The 26,949-nt window shown below is 60.1% G+C and carries 21 protein-coding genes; 10 read left to right on the top strand and 11 right to left on the bottom strand.

Annotated elements, in window-relative coordinates; genetic code table 11:
* Positions 1–15: 15 nt before the first annotated feature.
* Entirely contained in the window at positions 16–2,073 is a 2,058-nt protein-coding gene (locus HFP54_RS12980; RefSeq protein WP_168565444.1) for a multiheme c-type cytochrome, read from the bottom strand.
* Positions 2,074–2,425: 352 nt separating this feature from the next.
* On the opposite strand from HFP54_RS12980, the gene HFP54_RS12975 reads away from it, so the two are divergent.
* The 4 genes from HFP54_RS12975 (at position 2,426) to HFP54_RS12960 (ending at position 7,021) form a co-directional block, all read left to right on the top strand.
* Positions 2,426–3,757 carry a DUF1015 domain-containing protein gene (locus HFP54_RS12975; RefSeq protein ID WP_146413804.1) on the top strand — a complete coding sequence of 444 codons (1,332 nt, stop codon included), beginning with the start codon at positions 2,426–2,428 and terminating at the stop codon, positions 3,755–3,757.
* 316 nt (positions 3,758–4,073) lie between these two features.
* Positions 4,074–4,820: a ParA family protein gene (locus HFP54_RS12970; RefSeq protein ID WP_168565443.1), complete on the top strand. Its 747-nt coding sequence runs from the start codon at positions 4,074–4,076 to the stop codon at positions 4,818–4,820.
* Positions 4,813–5,793: a ParB/RepB/Spo0J family partition protein gene (locus HFP54_RS12965; RefSeq protein ID WP_146413806.1), complete on the top strand. Its 981-nt coding sequence runs from the start codon at positions 4,813–4,815 to the stop codon at positions 5,791–5,793. Before HFP54_RS12970 ends, HFP54_RS12965 begins: the two co-directional genes overlap by 8 nt.
* A gap of 325 nt (positions 5,794–6,118) precedes the next feature.
* On the top strand, positions 6,119–7,021 hold the full coding sequence (locus tag HFP54_RS12960) for a DMT family transporter (RefSeq protein WP_168565442.1): 903 nt from the start codon (positions 6,119–6,121) through the stop codon (positions 7,019–7,021).
* A gap of 252 nt (positions 7,022–7,273) precedes the next feature.
* Here the strand turns inward: HFP54_RS12960 and secD are convergent, their stop codons facing one another.
* Both secD and yajC read right to left on the bottom strand, forming a co-directional pair.
* Positions 7,274–10,477, bottom strand: a complete 3,204-nt coding sequence (gene secD, locus HFP54_RS12955) for a protein translocase subunit SecD (protein ID WP_168565441.1) — start codon at positions 10,475–10,477, stop codon at positions 7,274–7,276.
* A 117-nt stretch (positions 10,478–10,594) separates the two neighbouring features.
* Positions 10,595–11,056, bottom strand: a complete 462-nt coding sequence (gene yajC, locus HFP54_RS12950) for a preprotein translocase subunit YajC (protein ID WP_196784777.1) — start codon at positions 11,054–11,056, stop codon at positions 10,595–10,597.
* Between the two features lie 387 nt (positions 11,057–11,443).
* Here yajC and HFP54_RS12945 point away from each other — a divergent pair, with 387 nt between their 5' ends.
* On the top strand, positions 11,444–12,589 hold the full coding sequence (locus tag HFP54_RS12945) for a DegT/DnrJ/EryC1/StrS family aminotransferase (RefSeq protein WP_168565440.1): 1,146 nt from the start codon (positions 11,444–11,446) through the stop codon (positions 12,587–12,589).
* A gap of 59 nt (positions 12,590–12,648) precedes the next feature.
* On the opposite strand, the gene HFP54_RS25240 is transcribed toward HFP54_RS12945, so the two are convergent.
* On the bottom strand, positions 12,649–13,122 hold the full coding sequence (locus tag HFP54_RS25240) for a hypothetical protein (protein WP_197137354.1): 474 nt from the start codon (positions 13,120–13,122) through the stop codon (positions 12,649–12,651).
* A gap of 357 nt (positions 13,123–13,479) precedes the next feature.
* Between HFP54_RS25240 and HFP54_RS12935 the strand changes: the two genes are divergently transcribed.
* Complete coding sequence (locus HFP54_RS12935; protein WP_146413810.1) at positions 13,480–14,298, top strand: LpoB-related protein; 819 nt, start codon at positions 13,480–13,482, stop codon at positions 14,296–14,298.
* Positions 14,299–14,312: 14 nt separating this feature from the next.
* Positions 14,313–15,731, top strand: a complete 1,419-nt coding sequence (locus HFP54_RS12930) for a COG3014 family protein (protein ID WP_235951728.1) — start codon at positions 14,313–14,315, stop codon at positions 15,729–15,731.
* Positions 15,732–15,840: 109 nt separating this feature from the next.
* On the opposite strand, the gene HFP54_RS12925 is transcribed toward HFP54_RS12930, so the two are convergent.
* The 3 genes from HFP54_RS12925 to queF form a co-directional block, all read right to left on the bottom strand.
* Positions 15,841–16,068: a SlyX family protein gene (locus HFP54_RS12925; RefSeq protein WP_146413811.1), complete on the bottom strand. Its 228-nt coding sequence runs from the start codon at positions 16,066–16,068 to the stop codon at positions 15,841–15,843.
* Between the two features lie 130 nt (positions 16,069–16,198).
* Positions 16,199–17,194 carry a sugar phosphate isomerase/epimerase family protein gene (locus HFP54_RS12920; protein WP_168565439.1) on the bottom strand — a complete coding sequence of 332 codons (996 nt, stop codon included), beginning with the start codon at positions 17,192–17,194 and terminating at the stop codon, positions 16,199–16,201.
* Between the two features lie 67 nt (positions 17,195–17,261).
* On the bottom strand, positions 17,262–17,630 hold the full coding sequence (queF, locus tag HFP54_RS25635) for a preQ(1) synthase (protein ID WP_231131348.1): 369 nt from the start codon (positions 17,628–17,630) through the stop codon (positions 17,262–17,264).
* A 79-nt stretch (positions 17,631–17,709) separates the two neighbouring features.
* Here queF and HFP54_RS12910 point away from each other — a divergent pair, with 79 nt between their 5' ends.
* Both HFP54_RS12910 and HFP54_RS12905 read left to right on the top strand, forming a co-directional pair.
* Positions 17,710–18,411, top strand: a complete 702-nt coding sequence (locus tag HFP54_RS12910; protein WP_168565437.1) for a 7-carboxy-7-deazaguanine synthase QueE — start codon at positions 17,710–17,712, stop codon at positions 18,409–18,411.
* 249 nt (positions 18,412–18,660) lie between these two features.
* Positions 18,661–19,704 carry a DUF1559 family PulG-like putative transporter gene (locus HFP54_RS12905; protein WP_390657366.1) on the top strand — a complete coding sequence of 348 codons (1,044 nt, stop codon included), beginning with the start codon at positions 18,661–18,663 and terminating at the stop codon, positions 19,702–19,704.
* A gap of 549 nt (positions 19,705–20,253) precedes the next feature.
* On the opposite strand, the gene fusA is transcribed toward HFP54_RS12905, so the two are convergent.
* The 3 genes from fusA to rpsL all read right to left on the bottom strand — a co-directional run bounded on the left by fusA (position 20,254) and on the right by rpsL (position 24,017).
* Entirely contained in the window at positions 20,254–22,344 is a 2,091-nt protein-coding gene (fusA, locus tag HFP54_RS12900) for an elongation factor G (protein ID WP_168565435.1), read from the bottom strand.
* Positions 22,345–23,050: 706 nt separating this feature from the next.
* Positions 23,051–23,524, bottom strand: a complete 474-nt coding sequence (gene rpsG, locus HFP54_RS12895) for a 30S ribosomal protein S7 (protein ID WP_146413817.1) — start codon at positions 23,522–23,524, stop codon at positions 23,051–23,053.
* Positions 23,525–23,651: 127 nt separating this feature from the next.
* Complete coding sequence (rpsL, locus tag HFP54_RS12890; protein ID WP_145297563.1) at positions 23,652–24,017, bottom strand: 30S ribosomal protein S12; 366 nt, start codon at positions 24,015–24,017, stop codon at positions 23,652–23,654.
* A gap of 256 nt (positions 24,018–24,273) precedes the next feature.
* Here rpsL and tsaD point away from each other — a divergent pair, with 256 nt between their 5' ends.
* A complete protein-coding gene (tsaD, locus tag HFP54_RS12885) occupies positions 24,274–25,296 on the top strand; it encodes a tRNA (adenosine(37)-N6)-threonylcarbamoyltransferase complex transferase subunit TsaD (protein WP_168565434.1) in 1,023 nt (340 codons plus the stop codon).
* 156 nt (positions 25,297–25,452) lie between these two features.
* Here the strand turns inward: tsaD and HFP54_RS12880 are convergent, their stop codons facing one another.
* On the bottom strand, positions 25,453–26,913 hold the full coding sequence (locus HFP54_RS12880; RefSeq protein WP_168565433.1) for a sulfatase family protein: 1,461 nt from the start codon (positions 26,911–26,913) through the stop codon (positions 25,453–25,455).
* Between the last annotated feature and the right edge of the window lie 36 nt (positions 26,914–26,949).

Here is a 26,949-nt window from a genome sequence, read left to right as displayed (position 1 = left end):
GATTCCGACGCCGGGTCATTCCAATAGTTGCATCGGAGTATCGTCCCGCTGCTGCAACAGTTCATCGAAGGCCTGGCGGTCGAACGCCCCGTCTTGTTTCCATAGCACCGCCGACGGTGTGTCGGTATCGACGGCGACTTCCGATTCACGATCCGTCATGGCTTCCCAGCGGCGCAGTGCTGCCTTCGCCGATTCGTTGATCGAGTCGGCGTCGGACATGAACTCGAACTGAAAGTCTTCGAAGCCGGGCACCGTTTTCAGTGAGCGGTACGCGCTGAATCGGACCACATCATAAGGGTCGCGTAAAAGCTGAGTCAGGAACGGGACCGTCCATCGTTTCCCAGACGCCGCTTGGGCCTGGTCCCATCCCAAAGTCCACGCCGCGATCGCTCGTGCACCGGCGTTACCACGAACGGCCATGTCCGCCATCAGGGACAGATCCTTTTGCTGCGGATCCATGTCGGGAACCGCATAGCCGTACCAGTCGCGCAGGTGCTCGGCCGTCCAAGCCAACGACTTGTCCATGTGACACTGATTGCACGCGTTGGGACGTCCGGTTTCCAAGGTCGTCTGGACCGACGGCGTGTCGATCATGTGGCTGCGGATCGCTTTCATCAGCCCCGTCACCGTATAGCTCATGTGACAGTTCATGCATTGGCTGCCGGCCGAGCCCGGGGCGTGTTTGGTGTGGGCTGCGATGACTTTTTCGCTACGCATGTCGTCGTGACACTGCAGACACGCCTGGTCCGAATGCATGTCGATCGCCAACTGGTCGTTGGCCCACTGCTTGGGGTCGCGTGGATCGTCATGTTCGCGATGCATTTGATGGCAAGACAAACACGACATTTCACCGTTTTGAAAACACGGTGCTTGAGACATCCCCGTCAGCTCGCGACCGGAAACGCGAACCATCCCGTCGGACCAGAACCAGTTGTCCAGCTGCATGTCGGGTTTTGTCAGCCGTTTCTTGAATTTTTCCGCCAATTTTGGTGTCGAACACTGCACTAGGTCTTCCATGCCGCTTTCGAACAGGTCGTCGCCTGGCCGAAATTCAAAGCCGTCTTTGACGTACTGGGTGAATTGTTCAAAGTCTTTGAACATCCGAATGCTGTGACAGCTGCCACAGATCGATGACGCGCGCATGTGATCCAGCTTTGCCGGATTGATGATCGTGTCGTCGGATCCACGCAAATGATTGGCGTATCGATTCAGCGGATTTTTGTTCGCATCCACGTGGTCACCGCCGGGTCCGTGACAGGCTTCGCACGAAATCCCCAGCTCCATCACGGTCGGATCAATGGCACTGAATCCCTGGCGTTCGTGATCGATCTGCGATGCATGCAATCGGCCACCGGTCGCATGACATTTGATACAGGTCTCGTGCCAAGCCCCCGGCGTGGTCAGTGGGAACGGGTATTCATCGGGCGGTTGCAGGAAGCTGGCCTGTCGCGGAATCCACTGGCCTGTCGTCGCCAAGTAGGAATAGGGGGCCGGCAACAATTGCGGCACGTCGTCCTGAGCCTTCAGCCAATACTGCTGCTCGTGATGCATCCCGGTTGCCAGCACCACCGGAAAAGATTCGCGAATCGGGCTGGCACCCTGCCCCGCCGCAAAGGGTGCGATGTTCAGATCCATCATGAACGTGTCGCCGTCCCGATAAACCTTCACCTGCGCATTGGCCGGTCCCAGTGTTCGACCATCGAAGGGTGCGATGACATTTTCCGGGGTGGCATCCTGGGTCATGGTTCGGTGCCAGGAATCGTGCCAAGACTGGTGTTGGCCCGGATGGCAACTGCGGCAGGTATCCGATCCGACATAGCGATCATGTGGACGCACCTCCGGCCACTTGGCTTTGGCCGACCGAACGGTGATCGGATCACGATGGCTGGCGGCCGCCGCGGCAACAACACCGACCAATCCGATCCAGCCAAAGATCGCCAACCAAGACCGCCCACGACGAACCGGCCTGCCGTCCGGCGACGAATCCGCCGCCAGAGAGAGAAAGACCACCAAGCCCGCGGCGACCAACAGCATCGCCACCAGTCCCGATTCGATCCAGGTGAATGCCAGCACGCCAGCTGCCTCCTGCGGCAATGTTCTCGAAGGGATGAGAAAGAGAGGGGGGGGAGGAAAAGGCTGGGGAGCGATGCCGGGGCACCGAGATCTGCGGGTGCTCGCAACAAACTTTCCCCAATCGCCAGAGCATCCTTTGCACCGGACCGGTCGGGTGCCGGGTGCCCAGCCGAGGCGATCTAATTTACCATCCCGGCGCACAGGGTGGCCGAAGCCTTCAAAACGCTCCCCACTGGTGCAAAACCACAGCCGGCCACACCCCGTCAACGCCCGAACCACGGGCATCCCAGCGGGTTCCCACACCGGCCCAATCCATCGACAGCCCGTCTCAGCCCCGAACTGATCCAACAAGATGCCTCAGATCACTCCTTTTCAAGCCGTCCGTTACAACTTGGACCACGTCGGGTCGATCAGCGACGTCATCGCCCCGCCCTATGACGTCATCGATCCCGAGCTGCAGGACCAGCTTTACAAGCGACACCCCGCCAACGTCATCCGAATCATCCTGAACCGACCCGAACCGGGCGACGGCGGTGATGAAAAGTACCAGCGTGCCGCCGACTTCGTTCAACAGTGGTTGTCCGAAGGCGTCCTGAAGCAAGACGATCAACCGGCCTATTACGTCTATCACCAGCAATTCGAACACGACGGGCAAACCATCAACCGCCGCGGGTTCATGGGACGCGTCCGGATCCAACGGTTCGGCGAAGGCAACATCTATCCGCACGAAGAAACGCACCCCAAGGCGAAAGTCGACCGGCTGAAGCTGACCAAGGCCACCGGCCAAAACAATAGCCAGATCTTTGGCCTGTACCCCGATCCGTCCAACGAGATCATCGAAACGCTGGACGCCGCTTGCCAAGGCGTCACGCCGTTGGAAGCGGTCGATCACTTGGGCGTCAAGCACATCCTGTGGCCGGTGACCGACGAAGCAGCGTGTGAGAAAGTCAGCCAATTGATGGCCGATCGACCGATGTTTGTCGCCGACGGCCATCACCGCTACGAAACGGCTTGCAACTACAAAGATCACGTGATCGAAACCGAGGGCTCGATCGACGACGCCCATCCGGCCAATTTCGTGATGACGATGCTGGTCGGAATGAGCGATCCGGGCATGATCGTGCTGCCGACGCACCGATTGCTGCGTGGCACGCCGAAGTTCACCAGCGACCAGATCGTTGAAAAGCTGGGCGACGCTTTCGAATGCGAGAAGCTGTCGGGCGGCTTGGATGCGGCCGGCGAAGCGTGGGGCCGCATGGAAAAGGCTGACGACCAGGGGCTGGTGGCCGTCTACGCCGCCGAAGACGACGTTTGGGTGCTGGCCAAAGCCACCGATGCCGCCGCAGGCTTGATGAAAGAGATCGCTGGGCAACAAAGCGATGACTGGCGGGGACTGGGCGTCAGCATCCTGCACCGACTGGTGATCGACCGATTGCTGGGCTGCGAAGGCCATCCCAAGCCGACCTATGTGCACGAAGTCAGCGAAGTGATCGACGGATTCCGTGGCCAGGGCAGCCAAGCCGAATCGGACGGCGACGAGCCCTACACTCTGGCGGCCTTGGTCATGCCGGCCAAACTGTCGGACGTCGAAGCGATTTCGTTGCACAAGGAAAGAATGCCGGCCAAGAGCACGTACTTCTACCCGAAGCTGCTGAGCGGTCTGACGTTCAATCGCCTGAAGTAAACGCCACAAGCATCGGCCCCAAGCCGGCGCCGGGCAGATCGTCCCCGCGACATACGCCCCGCCACTTTTGCGTTCTCTGCCCCGCCCCGACACGGATCTCGCGTCCGATCGGGCCGGGGCTTTTTCGTTTTCGGTCGAATGCCGGTAAACGTTCCACGCGAAACAGGCAGACCAGGCAACCTGGGCGGAACAAGTTTCCTATGAAACCAATCTTGCCCTCTTCACGCCTTTCTTCGTACCTTCCCACCGTCGTCGGAACGCTTTCGCAGCCGAAAATGCGAGCCTCACCGACGCTAGGAACAAGGATGATCGGGTCGTGGGTAGGATCCTGTGCGTGGTAAATCAGAAAGGCGGCGTGGGTAAGACCACCACGGCCGTCAACCTTTCAGCGGCTTTGGCCATGTCCGGCCAAACGACGCTGTTGCTGGATATGGATCCACAGTGCAACGCGACGAGCGCGATCGGCTTGGCCCCCTGTGACGGGCACGCCTTGGTTCGCGAAGAATCGATCATCGACGGCATCCAGACATCATCCATCGATAACCTCAGCGTCATCCCCGGCAGCCGGACGTTCCAAGACGTCGACCGGCTGGCCAATTCCGACGCCAACGAAACCCAAATGGTCCGCCGACACTTGGACACCCTGGCCGAAACTCACCAGTTCGTCCTTTTGGACTGTCCGCCCAGTGTCGGTGCACTGACCCAGTCGGCGCTGAACGCCAGCACCGAGGTCCTGATCCCGATCCAATGCGAATACTTCGCCATGGAAGGGCTGACCCAGCTGATCCAAGTCATCAAAAAAGTCATCGTGTCGACCGACGGCAGACTGACCTTTGGCGGAATCCTACTGACCATGTACGATCCGCATCTTGAACTGACCCACGAAGTCGACGCCGAAGTCCGAGAATTCTTCGGCGACATTGTGTTTGATTCGGTCGTGCCGCGGGACGTCGCCTTGTGCGAAGCCCCCAGCCACGGCCAGACCGTTTTTCAATACGCCCCGCGTTCGCGCGGCGCGTTCGCGTATACCCAGCTGTGCATGGAGGTGCTTCAGCATGACTAGTGCAACGACCGCCAAGGATCGTCGTTTGGGCAAGGGATTGGCCGCCTTGCTCGGTACCCCCGTTGATGCCGACGGCAACCCGATTCCCGAGTCCTTCGATGACAACGGCGAAAACCGATCGTCGATCCCGTCGCTGGAATTGAATGTCGACGAAATCGAGGCGAACCCGTTCCAGCCGCGACGTGAATTCAATCCAGAAGAAATCGCGTCGCTGGCCGAAAGCCTGAAGAACCACCAGCAATTGCAACCGGTGCTGGTTCGGATCGTCGATGGGCGGTACCAGCTGATCAGCGGCGAGCGTCGCCTTCGCGCGACCATCCATGCCGGCCTGAAGACCATCCGCGCCGAAGTCCGCGAGGCCGATGATCGCTTGGTGGCCGAACTGGCCATCATCGAGAACCTGCAACGCAAGGACCTGAACCCGGTCGAAAAGGCGTTGTCATTCAAACGGTACATCGAAGAGCACAAGTGCAAGCAAGACGACTTGGCTCGCCGCTTGTCGATCGACCGCAGCACGATCGCCAACCTGATGCGATTGCTGGAATTGCCCCAAGCGATCCTGGACCAGTTGACCGCAAAGCAGATCACCGCCGGTCACGCCCGTGCCCTGCTGCCGATCGGTGACGAAGAAATTCAGATCCGGATGGCCAACAAGATCATCGAAGAGAAATGGTCCGTCCGTGCGACCGAGAATAACGTCGCCCAGATGCTGCAGGCCGAAGAGGACGAAGAGACCGGGAAGAAGGTCGTCAACGCCACCCGGCAAAAACGCCGCACCGTTTCCCCGCAAGTCGAAGCGATGCAGAACGAATTGCGTATGGTCTTTGGCACCAAAGTCGAAATCAAATCGTCCGCCCGGAATCGTGGCAAGATCACGATCCATTTCAGCGACAGTGACGAATTCGAGCGTCTGCGGGCCATGCTGGCCGCCTCCGCCGCGGACAATCGACCGCAACTGAAATTGGCCGGCTGATCGCCATCGGCCATCACCTGATTCAATCGCGACGCCACGGGTTCTGCCCCGTGGCTTTTTTTGTGCGCTGATCGGCAAGATGCCTGGCTTTCCCAGACTGCCATACCGGCCACACCATGGATTTGACGGGCGACTGTTTCCCACACCGGTTTCACACGACGTGGGCAACCCTTTGGCGGATCGTGCAAGGAGTCATTCAAGAAGTCTTACAAGGAGCCGGGTAAGGATTATGGCGGTGCGCCGCGTCCCCTATCGCAGACGACCGTGGGGCTTACGATTCAGCGTCCCGCCCTGCCCCGTTGCTGTCGCAAAGAGTCCCGCCTGGATGTCCAGCATTGCCACCGTATTTGTATTGTCCGCCGCTCTGCTGTACACCGTCGCCGTGTTGTGCCTGAAGCGAGCAACCGACTGGCGACCGGGGCCTTGGAGAGTCACGTTTCTTTGCAACTGGGCGACGACGATCTTGTTTGCCCCGCTTTGGTTGTGGGGCGACACGCCGGTGGATTGGTCGCTTTGGTGGCAGCCCATCCTGATTGCGACGCTGTTTGTCGGTGGCCAAGCGTTGGTTGTCGTCGCTTTGAACTTGGGCGACGTCAGCATCGCGACGCCGCTGATGGGGTTGAAGATCTTGATCGTGACCGCCATCACGTTGGCGGTATCCTGGCTTGGATACGGCGACGGAAAGATCCCCAGCGACGCATGGAAACTGGTCACCGCCGCGGTCTTGTCGACAGTCGCAGTGGCGCTGCTGGGTGCCAGCGGCGCCGGCGGTCAACATCGACGATTGTTTCTGACGGCGGCCGCCTCGATCGGAGCCGCAATCTGCTACGCGATCTTTGATTGCTTGCTTCAGTATTGGGGACCGGTCTGGAGCACAACTCGGCTGATGCCGCTGGTCATGGGCTGGGCGGGCGTCCTGTCCTTCGGACTGGTCCCGTTCTTTGCGGCGCCGCTGCGTCGACTGGAACCGGCTGCCCTGCCCTGGATCGCTTGCGGCGCCTTCCTGATGGCTCTGCAAGCGGTTTTTCTGACTTGCACGATCAGCACCTGGGGACACGCGGCCGAAGCCAATGTGCTTTACAGCTCACGCGGACTCTGGGCCGTGGTCCTGATCTGGATGGTCGGGCATTGGTTCAGCAAGTCGGAACAAGCGGCCGGCGGCAAAGTGATGACCCAACGTCTGATCGCCGCCGGTTTGCTCAGCATCGCCATTGTGCTGGTGGTTTGATCCGAACCCTTCGTCGCCTTTCGCTCCCGCGAAAGTAGCGTCCGATCATCCAGCCTGGCACCCAACAGCGCCCAACGATCGCGTCGCATCGGAGCTCACTGGACGCTCACTGGAAGCTCGTTTGGTCCGCCGCTTCGTGGGCATCCCCAGCCTCACAGCCTGCCCTTCCATTTCCCACCAGCGCGTAAAAAAAGCCGGGGGCTGAATGCAGTCCCCGGCTTATCCGTTCTTTCAAAAACGTTGAACGTTTGATCAGGCGGCCGCTTTGGCTTCGCCACGGTTGACCAACCACAGCAGAATTGGGCTGGCGACGAAGATACTGCTGTACGTCCCGACCAGGACCCCGATCACCAAGCAGAAAGCGAAGGCGTGAATGCCGGCACCGCCGAAGGCGTACAACAACACGACCACGATCAACGTCGTGATCGACGTCAGCAACGTTCGGCTGAGCGTTTGATTGATGCTGCTGTTGATCATTTCACCGGTCAACCGAGGACTCTTGCCCTTCGTTTCACGGATCCGGTCAAACACGACGATCGTGTCGTTCAACGAGTAACCGATGATCGTCAGCAACGCGGCGACGACGGTCAGGCTGATCTTGAAAGGATCGATCAACAAGAATCCCAACGCGTCGGCCAACCAGTAGCTAACGGCAATCGCGCCCAGGGTGATCAGCACGTCGTGGATCAACGCACACACCGCGGCGACGCCATAGATCACACGTTGGAACCGGAACCAAATGTAAGCGATGATCGACAACAGACTGGCGAACAACGCCCCCAATGCACGGCTGATCATATCGCCGGCCACGCGTGATCCGACGCTGCTGCTGCTGATCCAAATCGGTTCACTACTCAGATCGCTTTCCAGTTGCGACATCACGGCATCGGCTTTGGTTTGGCCCATCGGCAACTGGACCTTCCACTGATCGAACGTCAGTGCCGAATCCGGTGCCCATTCCGAAGCATTGTCGCCCATGGGGGTCAGCTTGATCTCGCGATCACTGATTTCGACGCCCGCCGCCGAAGCGGATTGAACAATCTTGTCGATCAGCGTCTTTCCGTTGATCGCGGCCCCGGCGTCATCATCACCGACGCCCAACTGGACCACTGCCGTGCTGAACACGATGCCCGGCAACTCGACATCCATCGTTTCATCCGATTCGCCTTCTGCCGAATCGCCGTCGGAGGCTTCATCGCCGTTCGCGTCATCCTCTTGGGCATACGCGGCCGCCAAAGTCGTTCCCGTTTGCGGGTCGAACAGCCCACGGCTGGGGTCCAGACTGCGACGACGTGGCAACCAACTGGCGTCACCAGCCGGCGTGATACTGACTTGGTAGGTGACCAAATCGGCGACGTCGGAATTTTCAAATCCTCGTTCGATCAACGCTTTCAAATCGTCGACTTGGTCGATCGGCGCGTCGACTTTGAAGACGGTCCCGTCCGGGATGCCTTCGATGCTGACACCGTTGACGGTCCCTTGCAGATCATCACCGCTGTCGCTGACCAAAACACCATCGACGATGGCACGAACCTGGTCCGTATCGACCGGGCGATCGACACGAAACTGGACCGACGATCCCCCGGCAAAGTCAATGTCAAAGATGCTGCTGCCACGCATCACCAAGCTGGCGATTCCCAAGGTGACAAGCAGCCCGGAAACCACCATGGCCACTTTGCCTTTGCCCATGAAATCGAACTGACCACCGCCGGCCAGAGACGACCGAATGCCGTTGACAAAGTCCAACATGCCCAGCGAAAGGAAGCCCTTCTTTTCGGCGATGTCAAAGATTGTTCGCGAAACATAGATCGCGGTGAACATCGAGAACAGAATCCCCAAGATCAACGTCACCGCGAAGCCGCGGATCTGGTCGGTGCCGATCGCGTACAACACGATGGCCGTGATCAAAGTGGTCAGGTTGGCGTCGATGATCGTCGTCGTTGCACGCCCGAAACCGTTACGAATCGCCATCCGAGGCTTCGCACCCTTTTTCAGTTCTTCGCGGATACGTTCGAAAATCAGAACGTTCGCGTCGACCGACATCCCGACGGTCAACACCAGACCGGCCAAGCCCGGCAACGTTAGCGGTTGGTTGATCAACACCATCGTCGCCAGAATCATCGCCAGGTTCAGCAACAAGGCGATACAGGCGACGACGCCGGAAAACATGTAGTAAACCAGGATGAAGACCAGCACCAAAATCAATGAAACGCCGATGGCCCAGACACCCTTTTCGATTGTGTCTTTACCAAGCGTTGCATCGATCTGGTTTTCTGCGATCGGCTGGGGCGTCAAAGCCGCCGGCAATTGACCGGCTTCCAAAACCGCGACCAAGCGATCGACTTCTTCGCGGGTGAAGTTACCCGTGATCCGACCTTGTTTTGAAATGGGTTCGTTGATCGTCGGAGCGGACAACAGGACGTCATCCAGCACGATCCCCAACTGGCGCTGACGAGTTCCCACGGGTGCGTTGTTGGTCGTCAGTGCACGGAAGCGTCCCGAACCCTGGTCGGTCAAGTTGAACGCGACGGCGGGACCGCCTCGTTCGTCAACCGTTCCCGATGCGAACGACAGGTCTTCGCCTTTAACGTCCAACAGCGGATCGATGACCATCAAGATCTCCAGACCGCTCATCCCTTGATCGGCGACCCAGCGAGCCAGCGTTCCGGGTTCATCGCTGAACAAGGCCTGTGCCGGCGGATTGACCAGATTGCCGGTGTCCGGGTTTCGCAACGTCGCGTTGCCCACGCCCAGCCGGAACGGACGGACGCCGTCGACTTCGTTCGCTTCACGGCCCACGGCGACCCAGCGTCCGTACAACAGTCCGTCGGTCGAACCGACGATTTCGCGCAACGGGTAATCCGATTCCGCGTTGGTGCGTGCCAAATCGATGATGGCTTGGTGGTCGGCTTGATTGGCGACGATCGCGAACCGCAAAATCCCGGCTTCTTCGATCAGTTGCTTGATCCGGTCGACTTCACGCTGGTCGACTTCGGGCACGATGATTTCGATTTGGTTTTCGCCGTACGGGCGAATCACGATTTCTTGCGTGCCGCTGGGGTTGATCCGCTGGGTCAGCGGTTCGACCAAGCTTTCGGATTGAATCCGCTGGCCCCCATCGGCTTGTTTCTGTTCGTTTTTGGACGGGTCGATTTCATAGACCAGGATCGTTCCACCACGAAGGTCGACGCCCAGGCCGGGCAGCTTGTTCAACAAGACCACGGCACTGGCGGTGACCGCCAACAGGATAAAGCCCAGACGGGTGGCCATCTGTGGCATCCGCATCGCCTTGGCCAAGAATGATCCCACCACGAAAGGCAAGATCAGGACGGCGGCGGCGATCGCGATGGCGATCCACGGGCCGGCGGCACTGGGCTGATCCGCCGCGACATCGCTGGCGTTGACCGAAGCGGACTGGGCCAGAATCATCAGCCCATCGGTGAAGTTGCAGTCCATCGTTAGTTTCTTGAATCCGGTCGAATGGTTGGGGGCCGTGTTGTGACGCCATCATGGCGTCGCCGGCAGTGAGAGAGGTGGTGTGGAAGTTAAAAAAATCGGGACGCGATTCGTTTCCTAAGCCTTTTCCGTGGTCGCGGCCGATTTGCCGTCGGTCTTGGGCTTGTTGGCCGATTCGGTGATGCTGGCGATCGCCGATCGATTGACCTTGATCCTGGTGCCGCCGCCTTCGTCGATCTTCAACGTCACCACGCCGTCATCACCGCCGACGGACACCACCGTCGCGTGAATGCCGCCGATCGTGATCACCCGATCGTTCTTGGACAACGACGCCATCATCTTGGCCTCGTCAGCCTTCTTGCGCCGTTCGGGGGCAATGAAGGTCAAATAGAAAATGACGAACAACGAGATCGGCAGCAGCAACGGATTGGCCAACAAACGCTGGACAAAACCGGGGTCTTCGCCGCCAGCGGCGCCATCAACCGCGGCCCCGTCGGCGGCCGCCCCAGCGGCGTCACCACCGATTTGGGCGAGCATGCCGGCGACCGCATCGAAGCCGTCAATAGCCGATGCCATCATCAACGCCGGTTCGGCGATGATCGTGTCAATAAAAACGTGAACGTGGAAACTGAACAAAAGCGGGCCGCCTTTGCCGTCAGAGGCAATTGGGGACGTCCGTCATGCGGATGCCGTCTAGCCCCGCATTGGGGCGCGTGAAACGAATGCGGCATGATATGGAAGCCCAAAAAAGGTCACAAGCCCAGCCACCTGAACGACTTTACGTGGTTTCGTTTCACGCCCCGCCGATCAACACTCCGGGGACCGACAAAGCGGATCATCCATCGCCGCATTTTGCTCCGACCCCCGATCCCGCGCCGGACTCGCTAGCATCCAGCACCACCAACGCTTACGCTCGCTCGTTCAGAATCGACTCCGATCCTCCAACGCCATCCCCAACCCGTTCTCTTGCCCAGACCGCCCGAGCCTCCCTTCCCCACAGTTGATGACCTGTGGCCGATCGCCGCTGGGGAAATCGCCCAAGCGATTCGCCATCGATCCGAACTCGCGGACTGGGCGGCCTACGATTCGCCCGTCAAGGATGACTTGATCCGATCGCTCTGCGAGACGTTCCATGTCAATCATGCTCGACCGGTCAGCAGCGGGTCATTGGCCGTCGAACTGGCGCTGCGAGCCTCCGGTGTCGGACCGGGCGATGGCGTCGTCGTCGCAGCGTTCGACTATCCGGGCAATTTCCGAGCCGTCGAACTGTTGGGGGCTCGCCCCGTGCTGGCCGACATCGATCCGGACCGGGCCAGTATGTCGGCCAGAAGTCTGGAAAAGATCGCCGGATCGGATGTGGCGAAGTCGGTCAAAGCCGTCGTGGTGTCGCATCTGTACGGCCAGCCCGCCGACATCGACAAGATCGCACGACGGTGTCGCCAACACGGATGGACGTTGATCGAAGACGCGTGCCAAGTCCCCGGGATGCGAATCGGCGGACAACCGGCGGGTTGCTTCGGTGACGTCGCAACGCTCAGTTTCGGTGGCTCCAAACCGTTGACGTCCGGTGGTGGTGGCGCGGTGTTGACCGACAACGATGCGATCGCCGCGCGACTGCGGTCATTGGCCGATCGCCCCAGTGACGCCTTTGGGATCTCCACGTTCCAAGCCGCGGTGTTGCTCCCGCAATTGAAATACCTGGCCGACGCAACCGTCGCCCGCGAGGCTCGGGTGGCCGAGCTACTGAAGTCGCTCGGCGGTCGATTGGATCGGTGGCAACCGGTCGCTGGGCTGGTCGGCGGACTGGCCAAGTCGTCCAACGATGACGTGGGATGCCATTACAAGATCGCTTGGCTGGTCGCCGACGAATCGACTCGTGATCGAGTGATTCGGCTGGGCCAGTCCTCCGGCGTGCCGCTGGGCCAGGCGTTTCGATCGATGCACCGATCCAGCCCACGCCGTTGTGATCGTCCGGTGCCGCTGGACCACAGCCGCCAGTTTGGTGATCGGTGCGTCTTGCTGGATCACCGCGCGATCGCCTCGGCAGATTTTGATGCGGATCGGTTGGCGGATCGTATCGCTGGAATTGCCGACGAAGCGGACGGGCTGTAGGAAGCTGACGCTACTTTCGCGGAACAAAAGGCGATGATCGCCGCGTGCGAGGGGCCGAATCAGTCGTCGATCGAATCGTCGAAATCATCGAAGCTGTCGGCGTCATCCAGATCGTCGTCGTCATCGTCGGAAGCCGTGTTCAGCCCGAATTCCGCGCTGATTTCGTCGTCGATTTCGATCTCGTAATCGTCGTCCAGCTCTTCTTCGAAGTCGTCGTCGAAATCGTCATCGAAGTCGTCTTCGTCGATGTCATCGAATTCATCGATGTCGTCGTCTTCGTCCAGCCCGTCGCCGAACCCGCCGTCACCCGAATTGCCGTCCCCGTCCTGGCCGTCATCGTCGTCGAAGTCCTCTTCCCCGTCGTCGTCGTCATCATCATCGTCGTCGTCATCGACCATTGCGGTCGGCGACGCCGTCACGTCCGCAAAGCTGTCGCGGGGGTCGGCCACCGAATCACCGACGCCGGCGGCGACAGCGACGGCGGTGGACTGGGCGATAGCGGTAACGGTGGACGTCGCGTCGATCAGGGACATGCTGGACAGTTGGGGGGTGGAGAAATCGAGGGCAAAAGGCGCCGAGATCAGAATATGGGGATTCTACGTCAACTTCGCCGTTTCGGTCGGTCAGCGAAAAGATGTCGGCATCGCGGCAAATGCCGACCCGTCATCGCCCGACATCCGATCAGATGATCGTGATTGGGGCTTGCGGTGCGGCCGGATCGAATCGCCGCGGAAGTGTTCAAAGGAGCCGGCGACCGGGTCGGGGCAGTGTTCTCGAACGTGACCTGGCCTCCGGCGGCGACATTTTGATAGCTCCGACGCTGGCGACAAGCCGACTGCGAGCCGATTGAGCCATTTTCCTGGCAAACCAGTAGAGAAAACTTGAGTCCGATGTCAGATCAACCCCATTGCAGTGCGACCCAACGTGCCGCGACACGCTCGAGTCACCAAACCCGCGTCGGATCTGCGACCTGCTCTCGCCGAACCTTCGCCCGCCGCCTGACGGGCCTCGCCCTGGTTGCCACCACCGGTATGGCGGCCACCGGATGCGCGTCGCACCAATACGGACACATGCTGGCGTCGGACGACAAAGACATGGTCGGCAGCCACGCCGCGGGTGCCGCCACGTGGAACCCGTTGGTCGATGAATCGGTCGCGAAATTGCTGTCGCGTTGCCCGCCCAGCGTCCAGCCCGCGGGTTTCGTTCCCGGCGAAATGATGGCTCCGGCGATCGACGGTTCGGTCACCCCGGCACTGTCGACCGGTCCGGCAACCGTCTGCTTCATCGGCCTGGAAAATCGGTCCGCCGAAGAACTGGTGGACTTTAAAGAACAGCTTTACGAGCGAATCGATTCGCAAATCAACGGTGCCCAAACGTTCCGCAGCATCAGTCGGCGAATGGTCGACGCCGCCCTGCGAGAAACCCGGATGCGTCCCGATTCGCTGTATCTGCCGGAAAACCGATCGATCTTTGCCGCCGCCCTGGGCCGCCAAGGCACGCCGGTCGACTACTTGCTGTACGGCACGATCACCACAGGGACGACCGATCGCAACAAAAGCACCCAGCGTGATTACCTGTTGACCCTGGAAATGGTCAACCTTCACAGCGGCGACTATTTGAAGGAGTCGGCGAAGATCCGCAAGGGTTACCACAAGACGCGTGCCGGCAAGTGGTGGAATTTCGGTCTGTTCGACCAAGCCGACGGCTGAGTCGCCCTTTGCCGATGTCGTCCGACCTGTCATCCGCCCCCGCGTTTCGAAACGCCCGCCCTGCCCCGGTGTGGACGGCCGTCGTGCTGGCAATGGCGGTGTGCAGTGTTGGTTGCGCGGTGCACCGCCCCGACATGGCGACGGCGCGATCCGCCTTTGCCGCGGGTGACCTCGGCGCGGCCGATGCGACGCTGCGTGAAATCGCCGACAGCCGATCCAAAGAAAGCGACGCTGCGGCGCTGGACTTGGCGATCGTCGAATTGGCGTCGGGCGATTCATTGGCCGCCGAACAACGCTTGCGAAAACTGCGTGACCAGTTCGACAGCCGACCGCTGCTGACACCGCTGGCCGATACCGCATCGATGGTCACCGACGACCGGACACGGATCTATCGCAGCAGCGGTTACGAGCAAGTGATGATCCGCAGCATGCTGGCGCTGTGTTCGCTATCACGCGACGCCGCCGACGCGGAAGCGTACACGCTGCAGGCCCAGATGAAGCAACAGGAATTGGCCAAGCACGCCGAAGAACGCGGGTTGATGGAAACGGTGGCCGAAGCGGGTACCCAAGCGTACCAGCCGATGGCGATGACGTCGTACCTGCGTGGTGTGCTTCGCGAAGCCACCCACCGCGACTATGACGATGCGACCAAGGCATACCAGTTGGTCAGTCAGATTCGTCCGGACTTTCGACCGGCCCACGAAGACATCGCTCGCGCCAGCGGCGGCACCCACAGCCGTCCGGGACACGGCGTGATTTATGTCTTGGCCTGTGTCGGACGCGGCCCGGTGTTGGTCGAACAAGAAGCGGAAACGACGACAACGGCGATGAACATCGCGTCGGCTCTACTCAGTAACGTCAGCAACGACGAGGATTCCGAGGAAGACGATGATGATCGCCAAGTGATCTTGGGCAACATTGCCAGCGTCAAAATCCCCGTCGTGGCGATTCCCGATTCGCCCACCGCCGCACTGGCGACCACGATCGACGGTCAAGTCTACGGAGCGACCCAAACGCTGACCGATGTCGCCGACTTGGCGATCCGGCAAAACGAAATCGAACGGCCATGGACAATCGCCCGCGCGGTGATGCGTCGGGTGACCAAGGAATCGATGGTCGCCACGGCCGGCCGGCAATTGGGTTTATCCGGCACGCCGGGCAAGTTGTTCCATCTGGCCGCGGCATCCGCGTGGAGCGCCAGCGAATCAGCGGACACTCGCTGCTGGGGACTGTTGCCACGCGAAGTCCAGGTCTTGCGGGCCGAATTGCCCACAGGTTCCCACGCGGTCACGTTGACACCGCTGGGTTTCGACGGGGGCGAAATCGGAACTCCGGTGCAAACGTCGGTTTCGATCGAAGATGGCCGGAACCACTACTTGATCGCCATCGCGCCCGGGCGACACGTCTTCCTAGCCGGCGAACCTACGCCCTGACCGCCAGCCCCAATCGTCGCCTGCCACGCGGCCAAAGATGCGCAAGAGGACGCTACTTTCGCGGGAGCGAAAGGCGACGATTCGGATCGAAACTGCCACCAGCGTTCGCTCAATAATGAGGCGGGCGTTCGTCTTCCAGCGTCATCGGCGGCTCGTCCTGGCCACGACCCGCCTTCAACGACTTGATCTCGTCACGCAGACGACGAATCGTGCGTTCCTGCTGCATCAAACGCTGGCCGTGTTCGACCACCACGTCGTTCAATTGATCCAACAAGCGGATTTGATGTGCCAGCTGTATCTCCAACTGGGTCAAGCGATGGTCGGGGTCCCGGTTCATGGCATTCAGTCAACTCTGCTAACTCAGTCAACCAAAAACAAAACGGCATACGTTCAACGCAACGCCGCCCGGCAGATGCCCCGGCGGTCGGCACAAAGCGTTGTCTGGAATCGTGCAGCTTTGGATCGCGTTATTTCAAATCGTCAAACGTCCTTAGCTGGCACGGCAAGTCCACGTAGTCCAACACTCGGCACAACGCACGCACGGCGACGCCCATACCGTCCGGACCGCTGAACCCGCCGAACTGGCCGCCACCCTTCAGGTGCGGTTCCAAGTCCATGAAGACGCCGTCGACGCCACGCGCCGTCATCCGTTCGTTCAACGTCGGCATGACATCACGCAAGTCGCGCAGAATCGCTTCATGGGCACTGTCCCCACGATCGGCCGGCACGAAATGGCTGGCCGATTCTTCGTCGACGTGTTCGACGCGACCGGTCAGCGCGGGATCGCTGTAATCCTTGATGTGCAGCCACCCCAGACTCGGCTTCATCGCCAAATACTGGCGGTACACCTGATCCGGCGTGAAGCCCTGCATGACGATATTCGCGCCGTCAAAGATCGTGACCATCGCGGGATGGTTCACCTGGCTGGCAATCTTTGCCAACAAGTCGCCGCTTTGCCCGACCAAGTTCGCTTCGACTTCCAAGCCGAACGTCAATCCACGCGCGTCACAGGCTTCGGCGATCGCCGACAGTTGATCGCAAACCTGATCCAGGTGGTCTTCCGGTGCGGTTCCCTTGGGATGATAGAACGAAAAACCTCGCAACAGTTTGCATCCGAACGCTTCGGCACGGTCACAGGCCGTTTGCACGTCGTTGGCCAGATACTGATCAAACGGAATGAACTTGTTCTGCGTCCCGTCTTCCTGATCCAACAGCTTCACCTTGCCGATCGGCGAACCGATGCTGCTGACCTTCAGCCCGTAATCGGCCTGCAATTTGACCAGGTGATTGATCTCTTTTTCCGACAACGCCATCACGTTCTTGATGCCGTCACCGGCGTCGACAAACCGGATGCTGTAATACTTCAATCCGATCGCGGCAAACGCGGTGTACTGCTGGATCGCCAATTTTTCATTGGCGGATTCATCGGCAAAGCCGGACAACAAAATGGGCGGGCAGGTCATGGTGGACGTAGCGGTCTTCTTAGGTGGGAATCTGGAAACGGGTGGCGGGCGGTCGCCCGGCGTGCCCTTACGGCTCGGGGTATTCGACCGTGATGTTACTGCGCAGACCACCGCGAGGCGTCCATTCGCTGTCAACGCGAGCCCGCCGCGGCTTTACGACGGCCAAAAAGTCGTCCATGATCCGGTTGGTCACCGCTTCATAGAAGATGCCTTCGTTGCGAAAGGCCTGCAGATACATCTTCAAGCTCTTCAGCTCCACACACACCTGATCCGGGATGTAGGTGAAGATGATTTTGCCGTAATCAGGCTGGCCCGTCTTCGGACATACCGAGGTGAATTCCGGGCAAATGTGTTCGATGGTAAAGTTGCGTTCCGGGTTGGGGTTGTCGAAAACCTCCAACAAGTCTCGAAACGAATTTTCGTTTGAATCTGTCACGTTGGGTCCTCCAGAAATCTTTCGCGAAGTTTGCCAGCCGGTCGCCGAATCGGGTAGGGGTGTCGATCCGCGCGCCCCGATGTTGCCGGTCGCAGAAACCTTCCTCAGTCGGCAAGGCGAAGGCGGCCTGACGGGGACGAACAGCTTTTTCATCCGGCTCAGCGGCTGCAACCTGCGGTGCTGGTTTTGCGACACGCCCTACGCATCCTGGCAACCGACCGGCCAGCGACACACCGTCGATGAACTGGTCCGCCAAGCGGTCCAGGCGTTGCGCTCCGGCGATTGTCGGCACGTTGTGCTGACCGGCGGCGAACCGATGATCTTTCCGGCCGTCGAAACGCTGTGTGGGCGACTCCGCAGCGAAGGCCTGCACGTGACGATTGAAACCGCCGGAACGGCCTGGCGGGATCTGACCTGTGATCTACTGTCGCTCAGCCCCAAACTGTCCAGCAGCGGACCGGACCCGGAACAGCACCCACGCTGGGCCCGGCTTCACGAACAACGCCGGATGCCCATCGCAACGATGCGGCAATTGATCGACGCCGCGGTCGACCACCAGGTCAAATTCGTCGTCGACCGAATCGACGAAACGGACGAAACGCTGGACACCGTTTTGGCATTGGGGGTGGACCCGGCGCACGTCTGGATCATGCCGCAGGGGGTGACGGCCCAATCGCTGGACCAAGCGGCGAAATGGCTGCGGCCCTGGTGCGACCGACACGGGTTTCGGTACTGCGATCGGATGCACATCCGCTGGTACGGCAACCGACCGGGGACCTGACCAGCGGATTCGCTGCCACCAAACACCCGGGTTTAGGTGCACAGAATCGCCCTACATCGAATGGCTCAAAGTTCACCCCACTTTTTGACCGGCCAGCGTCTTGTTGTTGACAATCATTCTCGATAGGCTGCCGGCCATCAATGCCCAGCCAGCCACGGCGGATGCGTGATCATCGATCCGACATCGCGCCCAGCCAGCCACGCAACACTGCTTCCTGAATTCTTCCAGGGTCCATCGCTCATGTGTGGTATGTGTGCCTGCGCTGCTGACGCGCGCCGTCCGTTCTTTCGTCCCGCCAACCGCAACGCCGGCTTCACGCTGGTCGAACTTCTGGTGGTGATCGCCATCATCGGCGTTCTGGTGGGCCTGCTTCTTCCGGCCGTTCAGGGGGCACGCGAAGCGGCCCGGCGAATGAGCTGCAGCAACAACATGAAGCAGATCTTGCTGGCGACCCACAACTATGAATCGGCGTACAAGCGGCTGCCGCCTGGATGGACCGAACCGGGCAACGGCAAAGGCTGGTCGATGCAGGCTCGTATCCTGCCGTTCCTGGAAGCCACCAACTTGGCGGACAACGTCAACTTCGGCTTCGGATACACCGAAAGCTTCGTCGATGTCGATGGCGTGTCGACACCGATCGCCGCGGTACGCGTTGCGACCTATCAATGCCCAAGTGATCCCGGCGACCAGCCACGCATGGGTGACGACGGCCCGGAATACTACAAGCTGAACTATGCCGCCAACGCCGGTGTCTGGTTCGTCGTCGACCCACGAACCGGCGAGGTCGGCGAAGGCATGTTTCATCCCGGCCGGTACTTCAAATTCCGCGACTGCATCGACGGGCTTAGCAACACGCTGGCGATGGCGGAGGTGAAGGGATGGACGCCTTACCTGCGTGATGTGGGAACGGTCGGCGAGATGGACGCGCCCGAGTTTGCCGAAGACGTCTGCGATCTGGGCGGCAGTTTCAAACAAAACACCGGACACACCGAATGGGTCGACGGCCGATGCCACCAAGCGGCGTTCACGTCCTTGTTCCCCCCCAACCACCGCGTGGCCTGTCTGCAATCCGGCGTCGAATATGACATCGATTTCACCAACATGCGTGAAGGCCGTGACCCCAGCAATCCCGCGCGTACCTACGCCGCCGTAACGGCGCGAAGCTATCACGTCGGGGGCGTTCACGCCGGTGCCATGGACGGTTCGATCCAATACGTGTCCGAATCGATCGATCGCGAAATTTGGCAACAACTGTCGACCCGCAACGGTCGTGAAATCGCCCAGTGGCCGTGAAATCACGCCTTGGCCGTGATCTGGCATCGGTCACCGTTTAGAAGTCGATCGTCGCCGATTGCTCCCGCGAAGCCAGCGTTGTTTGACGCATCTTTCGCGGGAGCGAAAGGCGACTTTGTGAGCCGCAAGGCGCTAGCCGCGGGTTGCGCTATTCCAGCAACGCAGCCCGACGCCTACACAATCGGCCCAGTACCACCTTCACCCTCCCGCCACGCGGGAGGGTCGGAATCGAGGAACGAGATTCCGGGGAGGGCTCTTCCGCCGGCGCACCCTCCCCTCGCTTAGGCTCGACCCTCCCGGAGGGAGGGTGAAGTCAATGAGCAGCCTCCCCGGCTTGAACCTAAACTCACCCGCACGCTACTTTCGGCGGAGCGAAAGGCGACTTTGTGAGCCGCAAGGCGCTAGCCGCGGGTTCCGTTGTTTCGGCAACGCAGCCCAACGCGATGGCTGTATTGCAGGTCCCAACATGCGCAACACCGCCATCTCTGCGTTCCGGCCTTGATTCGGCCCAAATTTGGAACAACCCGCGACGCTGAGCCAGCGGACCACCTAGTACGAAAACGTTTCGGCGTCTTCTTTCGGAGCCGGTTGGTAACCCAGTGGTTCCATGCTGCTTCCCGCCCTGCCCTGGCTCAGACTGCGAACGGCACTGCTGTAGCCGAACATTTCTTTCAGCGGCGCGTGGGCGGTGATCACCGTCATCGCACCCCGCTGTTCGGTGCCTGCGACGATCGCACGTCGTTGTTGTAGGTCGCCGACCAATTCGCCCATGTAATCTTCGGGCGTCGTGACTTCGACCTTCATCACCGGTTCCAACAACACCGGACCGGCCTGTTCCAATCCTTTGTCGAACGCGTCGCCGGCGGCGATTCGGAACGCGACCTCATCACTGCCCTCTTCGGCCATCTCCGCGTCGGTGACTTCGATCTTCACACCCGACAACGGGAAACCGGCGATGAAGCCCCCGCCTTCGGCCCGCTGACGGAACTCTTCGATCGCCGCAGTCCGCACGTCGTTGGGCAGACAATCCGGCGGCAGTCGATCAAACACGATCACGGGCTTGGACGCATCGTCCAGCGGCGAAAACGTCGCATTGATGCGGGCAAACATTTGCTTGTCGCCAATCTGGCGGTTGCACTGGCCGACGACACTGGCGGTCCCGCCGATCGTTTCGCGATAGTTCACCCGCGGCTTATAGAACTTGACGTTCAATCCAAAGTCGCGAGTCAGGCGGTGCTGGATGACTTCCAAGTGCAATTCGCCCATCCCGCTGATCAGGGTCTGGCCGATGTCCTCGTTTTCCACCGCCTGAAACGTCGGGTCCTGGCGACGCAGCATGTCCAGCGTCTCGTCCAGTTTCTTTCGGTCCGCCGTGCTTTCCGGTTCGATCGCCATCGACAACACCGTGTCGGCGAACTTGATGCTGGGCAGTTCAATGTTTTCCTTCACGTCGCAAACGGTGTCGCCCGTGATGGCGAACCGCGGCCCGATGACACAGCAAATGTCACCGGTGGTCACGGTGTCGGTTTGGCCGTCGCGATCTTTCTTGGTCGCATGAATTTGCCAAAGCTGCGCGACGTTTTCTTTTTTGTCACGGTTCGGACAGTAAACGCGGCTGTTCTGTTTCAATTCGCCGCTGTAGACGCGGATCCAATAGTTGTCACCGGTTTTGGCCGGCAAAATTTTAAACACCAATCCGCAGAACGGTTCTTTCGGATCCGGCTTACGCGACAGGGTTTTGTCTTGCTTCTTGGGGTCAATGCCTTGCACCGGAGGACGATCCAAGGGGCTGGGCAAGTAATCGCCGACACCGGTCATCAACGGCTGGACGCCGATGCCGTGCAGTGCACTGCCACAGAAAACCGGCTGGATGGTGCGTTCCAACGTTCCCTTGCGGATCGCGGCGATCACCATTTCCTCCGGCACCGGTTTGTCTTCCATCACCAGCGCCATCGCGTCTTCGTCAATCTCACAGACGGCTTCCAACAATTGCTCCCGCCACAGCGCCGCATCGTCGGCAAACTCATCGGGGATCTCCGTCTCCGTGACGTTCTTGCCTTCGGTTTCCGGATCGAATTTCCGCATTTTGTTGCGGACCAAATCGATCGTCCCGCGAAACGGATCGGCGACGTGTGGCGGCCCCTGGCCGACCGGCAACTCCACCGGAACCGGGCGTCCGCCAAGCCGCGGACCGATGTCGTCGATGACGGATTGAAAATCCGCTCCCTCGCGATCCATCTTGTTGACGAACACGATCCGTGGGACTTCGTACTTATCCGCCTGACGCCACACCGTTTCGCTCTGTGCCTCGACGCCCTCACGAGCGCTGAACACGACGACCGCACCGTCCAGGACTCGCAGGCACCGCTCCACCTCGGCCGTGAAATCAACGTGCCCCGGCGTGTCCAACAAGTTGATGTTGAAGCCTTTCCACTGGTACTTCACACAGGCGCTGAAGATCGTGATCCCGCGTTCTTGTTCTTCCGGATCGTCGTCGGTGTCCGTGGTCCCATGATCGACTCGCCCGACACGGTGCTTCTCACCGCTCAGGTACAGCATGCGTTCGGTAACCGTCGTCTTGCCGGCATCAATGTGCGCGATGATGCCGATGTTACGGATCTGGTTGATGTCTTGTGCCATCTGCGGCAGGGGCTCATGCGGCTTTATCGGGACAGCAGGCGCCGAGCGGCGTCCGCCATGGGGAAGCAGAGAGAATCAGCCGAGCAAAATACGGAGATCACGTCCGCGTGTCGACCGAATCGACAAGGTTATCGGCCCGGCCGGATTCTGGAAAGCGAAGGGGGCCGTTACTTTCGCGGGAGCGAAAGGCGACGATGTGAGCCGCAAGGCGCTAGCCGCGGGTTTCGCTGTTCCGGCAATGCAGCCCGACGCCCACACATTCAGCCCAGCATCACCTTCACCCTCCCTTCGGGAGGGTCGGGATCGAGGAACGAGATTCCGGGGAGGGCTCTTCGGCCGGCGCACCCTCCCCTCGCTTAGGCTCGCCCCTCCCGGAGGGAGGGTAAAGGGAATAAGCAGCCGGTTCAACTCGAACCTAAACTCACCCTCCCCCACGCTACTTTCGGCGGAGCGAAAGGCGACTTTGTGAGCCGCGAGGCGCTAGCCGCGGGTTCCGCTATTTCAGCAATGCACCCGACGCCCACACGTCCAGCCCAGAATCACCTTCACCGTCCCGCACCCGGAGGCAGGGTGATCATTGGTTCGCAAGTCGCGCCGCGTGCCAACCCGTCAGATCTACGCTGGAGCTTGTTTCGGTCGGCGCATAAAAAAACCGCGGCTCGAGGGGCAAATCGAGCCGCGGAACTCAGCCTGGCGATGGGGCAAATCACCAAGCAAAGTGCGCGAATGCCTTGTTGGCGTCCGCCATACGGTGAGTGTTTTCACGCTTCGTGTAAGCGACACCTTCTTTATTAAAGGCAGCCAAGATCTCATCGGCAAGCTTAAGGTGCGTCGGACGACCTTTTTTCTCACGAATTGCGCCCAGGATCCAACGAATCGCCAGACTTTGCTGACGAGCGCGGTTGACCTGCATGGGCACTTGATAACTAGCCCCCCCGACTCGCTTGCTGCGAACCTCAATGTAGGGCTTCACGTTTTCCACGGCCGCCTCGAATACCTCGATCGGTTCGCCGGCATCGGGCTTACGCTTGCCGATTTCGTCCAACGCATCGTAGAAGATCTTTTGTGCAACCGTCTTCTTGCCGTCCAGCATCAAGCAATTGATGAACTTGCTGGCCAACAGCGAATTGTGGCGAGGATCGCCCTTGAGGTGAGTATGGCTGGCGGTGAAACGTCCCATAGATTCGGCCTGGTCCTTGGACTTTCGTCAGGTATTTCTAATTTGGTTGGGTCGGATGAAAACGGACGACGACCAGCCCGACAAAGCCGATCGTCAAACAGTGGGGGAACTGACAGCTCCGCCCGGCCTACTTCTTGGCCCCGTAACGGCTGCGCGACCGCTTGCGGCCTTCGACGCCCAACGCGTCACGCGAACCACGGATGACTTGATAGCGAACACCGGGCAAGTCGCGGACACGACCACCACGCACCAGAACGATGCTGTGTTCTTGCAGGTTGTGGCCTTCGCCCGGGATGTAAACGGTGACTTCTTTACCGTTGCTCAAGCGAACCCGGGTGATCTTACGCAACGCCGAGTTCGGTTTCTTCGGCGTCATCGTCTTGACCTGCAAGCAAACCCCTTGCTTCTGAGGGCACCGATCCAGAACGGGTGCCTTACTTTGGGATTTCTTGGACTTGCGTCCCTTGCGAACGAGCTGATTAATGGTTGGCATGAGCGGTGGGAATGTCCGTTTTCGTCCGTATTCTCTACATTCGGTGTTTCATCACGCCAGCGATTCGACCGCCTCGGTCGCGGGCCGCGCGTGAAGATCTGGCGAGGCTTTCGCCAGCGAAGGACGCAAGTATCGGGCCATTACCAACCCTGTCAAGGCCTTTTGCTGGCATCCCTGCCCTATTCGGCCCATTTTTGCCGCCCGATAAACTGTCGGCTTTCACCCATCGATCCTCCAGCCCCATTTCGACCGCACGTTGCCCATTCTGACGATCGAATCCACCTGTGACGAAACGGCCGCCGCCGTGGTCGACTCCGACGACCAGGTCCTGGGCCAGTGCGTGGCCAAACAAGACGAATTGCACCGCCATTTCCGCGGCGTGGTCCCCGAAGTCGCGGCACGAGCCCACCTGGAACGCATCTTGCCGGTGATCGACACGGCGATGAATCAGGCCGACGTCGCGGGGGCGGATCTGGAAGCGATCGCGGTGGCGGATCGCCCGGGCTTGGCTGGCTCTCTGCTGGTCGGATTGGTAGCCGCGAAAACCTTGGCGGTCGCTTGGCAGAAACCGCTGGTCACGATCAACCACTTGCACGCGCATTTGTACGCGTGCCAGCTGGCGGTCGACCGTCCGGTGTACCCCTGCGTCGGCATGATCGTCAGCGGCGGTCACACCAGTTTGTACCAATGCGATTCGCCCTTGGATCTGACTTACCTGGGCGGGACCATCGATGACGCGGCCGGCGAAGCGTTCGATAAAGTTGCCGCAATGTTGTCGCTGGGCTTTCCCGGCGGCCCCGCGGTGTCGAAGCTGGCGGCAGTGGGAAATCCCAAAGCTCACGCCTACCCGCGATCGATGATCCGCGACGACGGGTTCGACTTCAGCTTCAGCGGACTGAAAACCGCGGTCCGCTATTCGATCGTCGGACCGGGACAGCAGGATTTCAGCCAACTGGATCTGAGCGATGACCAAAAGGCCGACGTGTGTGCCTCGTTCGAAGCGGCCGTGGTCGACGTGCTGGTGACCAAGGCGGCCAAAGCGGTCCGTCATTGCCAGGCGGATCGATTGATCGTCGGCGGCGGCGTGGCGGCGAACGGCGTTTTTCGAAGCCGGCTGCAAGACGCTGCGGACCGTGACGGGTTCGACCTGGTGATCGCTCCGGCCGATCTGTGCACCGACAACGCGGTGATGGGGGCAATCGCTTGGCAAAAAATTCGTCTTGGTGAATTCGCGTCGCTGGATGTCGATATCCAGCCGGGCCTGCAGCGGGGATTTTAGGTAGGGACGAGATCTCCCGCGATGAGACAATCGCGCGCTACTTTCGTGGAGCGAAAGGCGACATTGCTGAGCGGTATCCGCGTTAGCCGCGGGTCGCTGCCTAAGCGGAAGGAAGGCAAAAGGACAACCACGACGCCATCGACAACCCGTGGCCCATCACTGCACCGGCGGCTGGACGATCTTGCGAGCCTCGGCGTTGCGGATGAAACGCTGAATCACCTCGGGATCCCGCAACGGATCCTCCGTCTCGTCCTGCCACTGTCGTAAAGCACCGGTCAATCGCTGCTGTACGTCCGCCAGCGCCGGATCGCCGGCCAAGTTGTTCAACTCCCAAGGGTCCGCCGCCAAATCGAACAACTCATACTCCGGCGCGTCGGCGAATCGCTGATAACCAGCCTCAAACACCGCCGGAATCGCATCGCGATCCCGCGACTCACTGATCGACGGATCGCCATCCATCCGCGCCTGGACGTCTCGGCCGGGCAACAAATTATGAATCAACTTGTACCGTGAATCTCGGATCGCCCGACGCGGATAAAACGGCATCAATCCGTGCGAGTGGAATTCGCCAACCAAATACCGACGGGCGGCTGATTCATCCCCCTCAGTCAACAAACGCAGCGAAACCCCTTGGACGTGATCGGGAATCGCCACGCCAGCCGCATCCATGATCGTCGGCAACAAATCGATCGTCGAAACCAACGCCAAACTGGTTCGCGGTTTGGTCAGCCCCGGCCAGCGGATCATGAACGGCACGCGCAGTCCGGCTTCGTAACAGGTCGTCTTGCCACGCGCAAACGGTGCCCCATGATCGCTGACGAACAGCACCAGCGTGTTGTCCGCCTTTCCCGATTCCTGCAACTGTTCCAACAGCAAGCCGATCGCCGCATCCAACCGGTGCACGGCGTTGTAATACCCCGCCACGCGATCAAGATGTTCTTCGGAACGATAGCCTTGGAATGCGAACGGCTGGACATCACCCGCGGTCATGACCTTCGCCGGAACCCCGGCAACTTGATCACGATAAAACCAGGGTCCTTTTCCGTTTTCGCGGTCCCAGTGCGGATCGGAATAGTTGACCATCAAAAAGAACGGCTGGTCGCCGGACTGATCAATAAACTCCGCCGCCGCATCAGCCGTCTTGGCCACGTCCCGAGTGTTCACACGAATCCGCTGGTCGAATTCAAACGACGGCTCCGGTGCAACGTGCAGCTTCCCTGCGATTCCGGTGCGATAGCCCGCCGGCTTCAATAGATTCGGAATCGTCTGGTCGCGGAAACGCGGATGCAGCGAATACCCGCTGTTGACCAACGCGTATTGCCCGTTGGTATGCGGGTAAGTCCCCGTGAACATCGCACTTCGCGATGGACTGCATGACGCCTGGGCCACATACGCGTTGCGAAACACCGTCGACTGGGCGGCCAAAGCGTCCAGATTCGGGGTCCGAGCCACGGGGTCTTCATAGCACCCCAAATGCAGCCCAAGGTCGTCGCTGGTGATCAGCAATACGTTGATCGGCGCATCGTCGCCGACCACACGAGATGTGACGAACCAAACCAGCGCCAGCGCCGCCAAACCGCAACGCACAAAAAACGGAATCGGGTCGCGGCCGGTCATCAGAACAGTCTCCTGGGCAGTGATGGCGAATCTTGT

The organism is Crateriforma spongiae (assembly GCF_012290005.1).
Taxonomy (GTDB): Bacteria; Planctomycetota; Planctomycetia; order Pirellulales; family Pirellulaceae; genus Crateriforma; species Crateriforma spongiae.
This window is presented reverse-complemented; position numbering and strand designations above follow the sequence as displayed.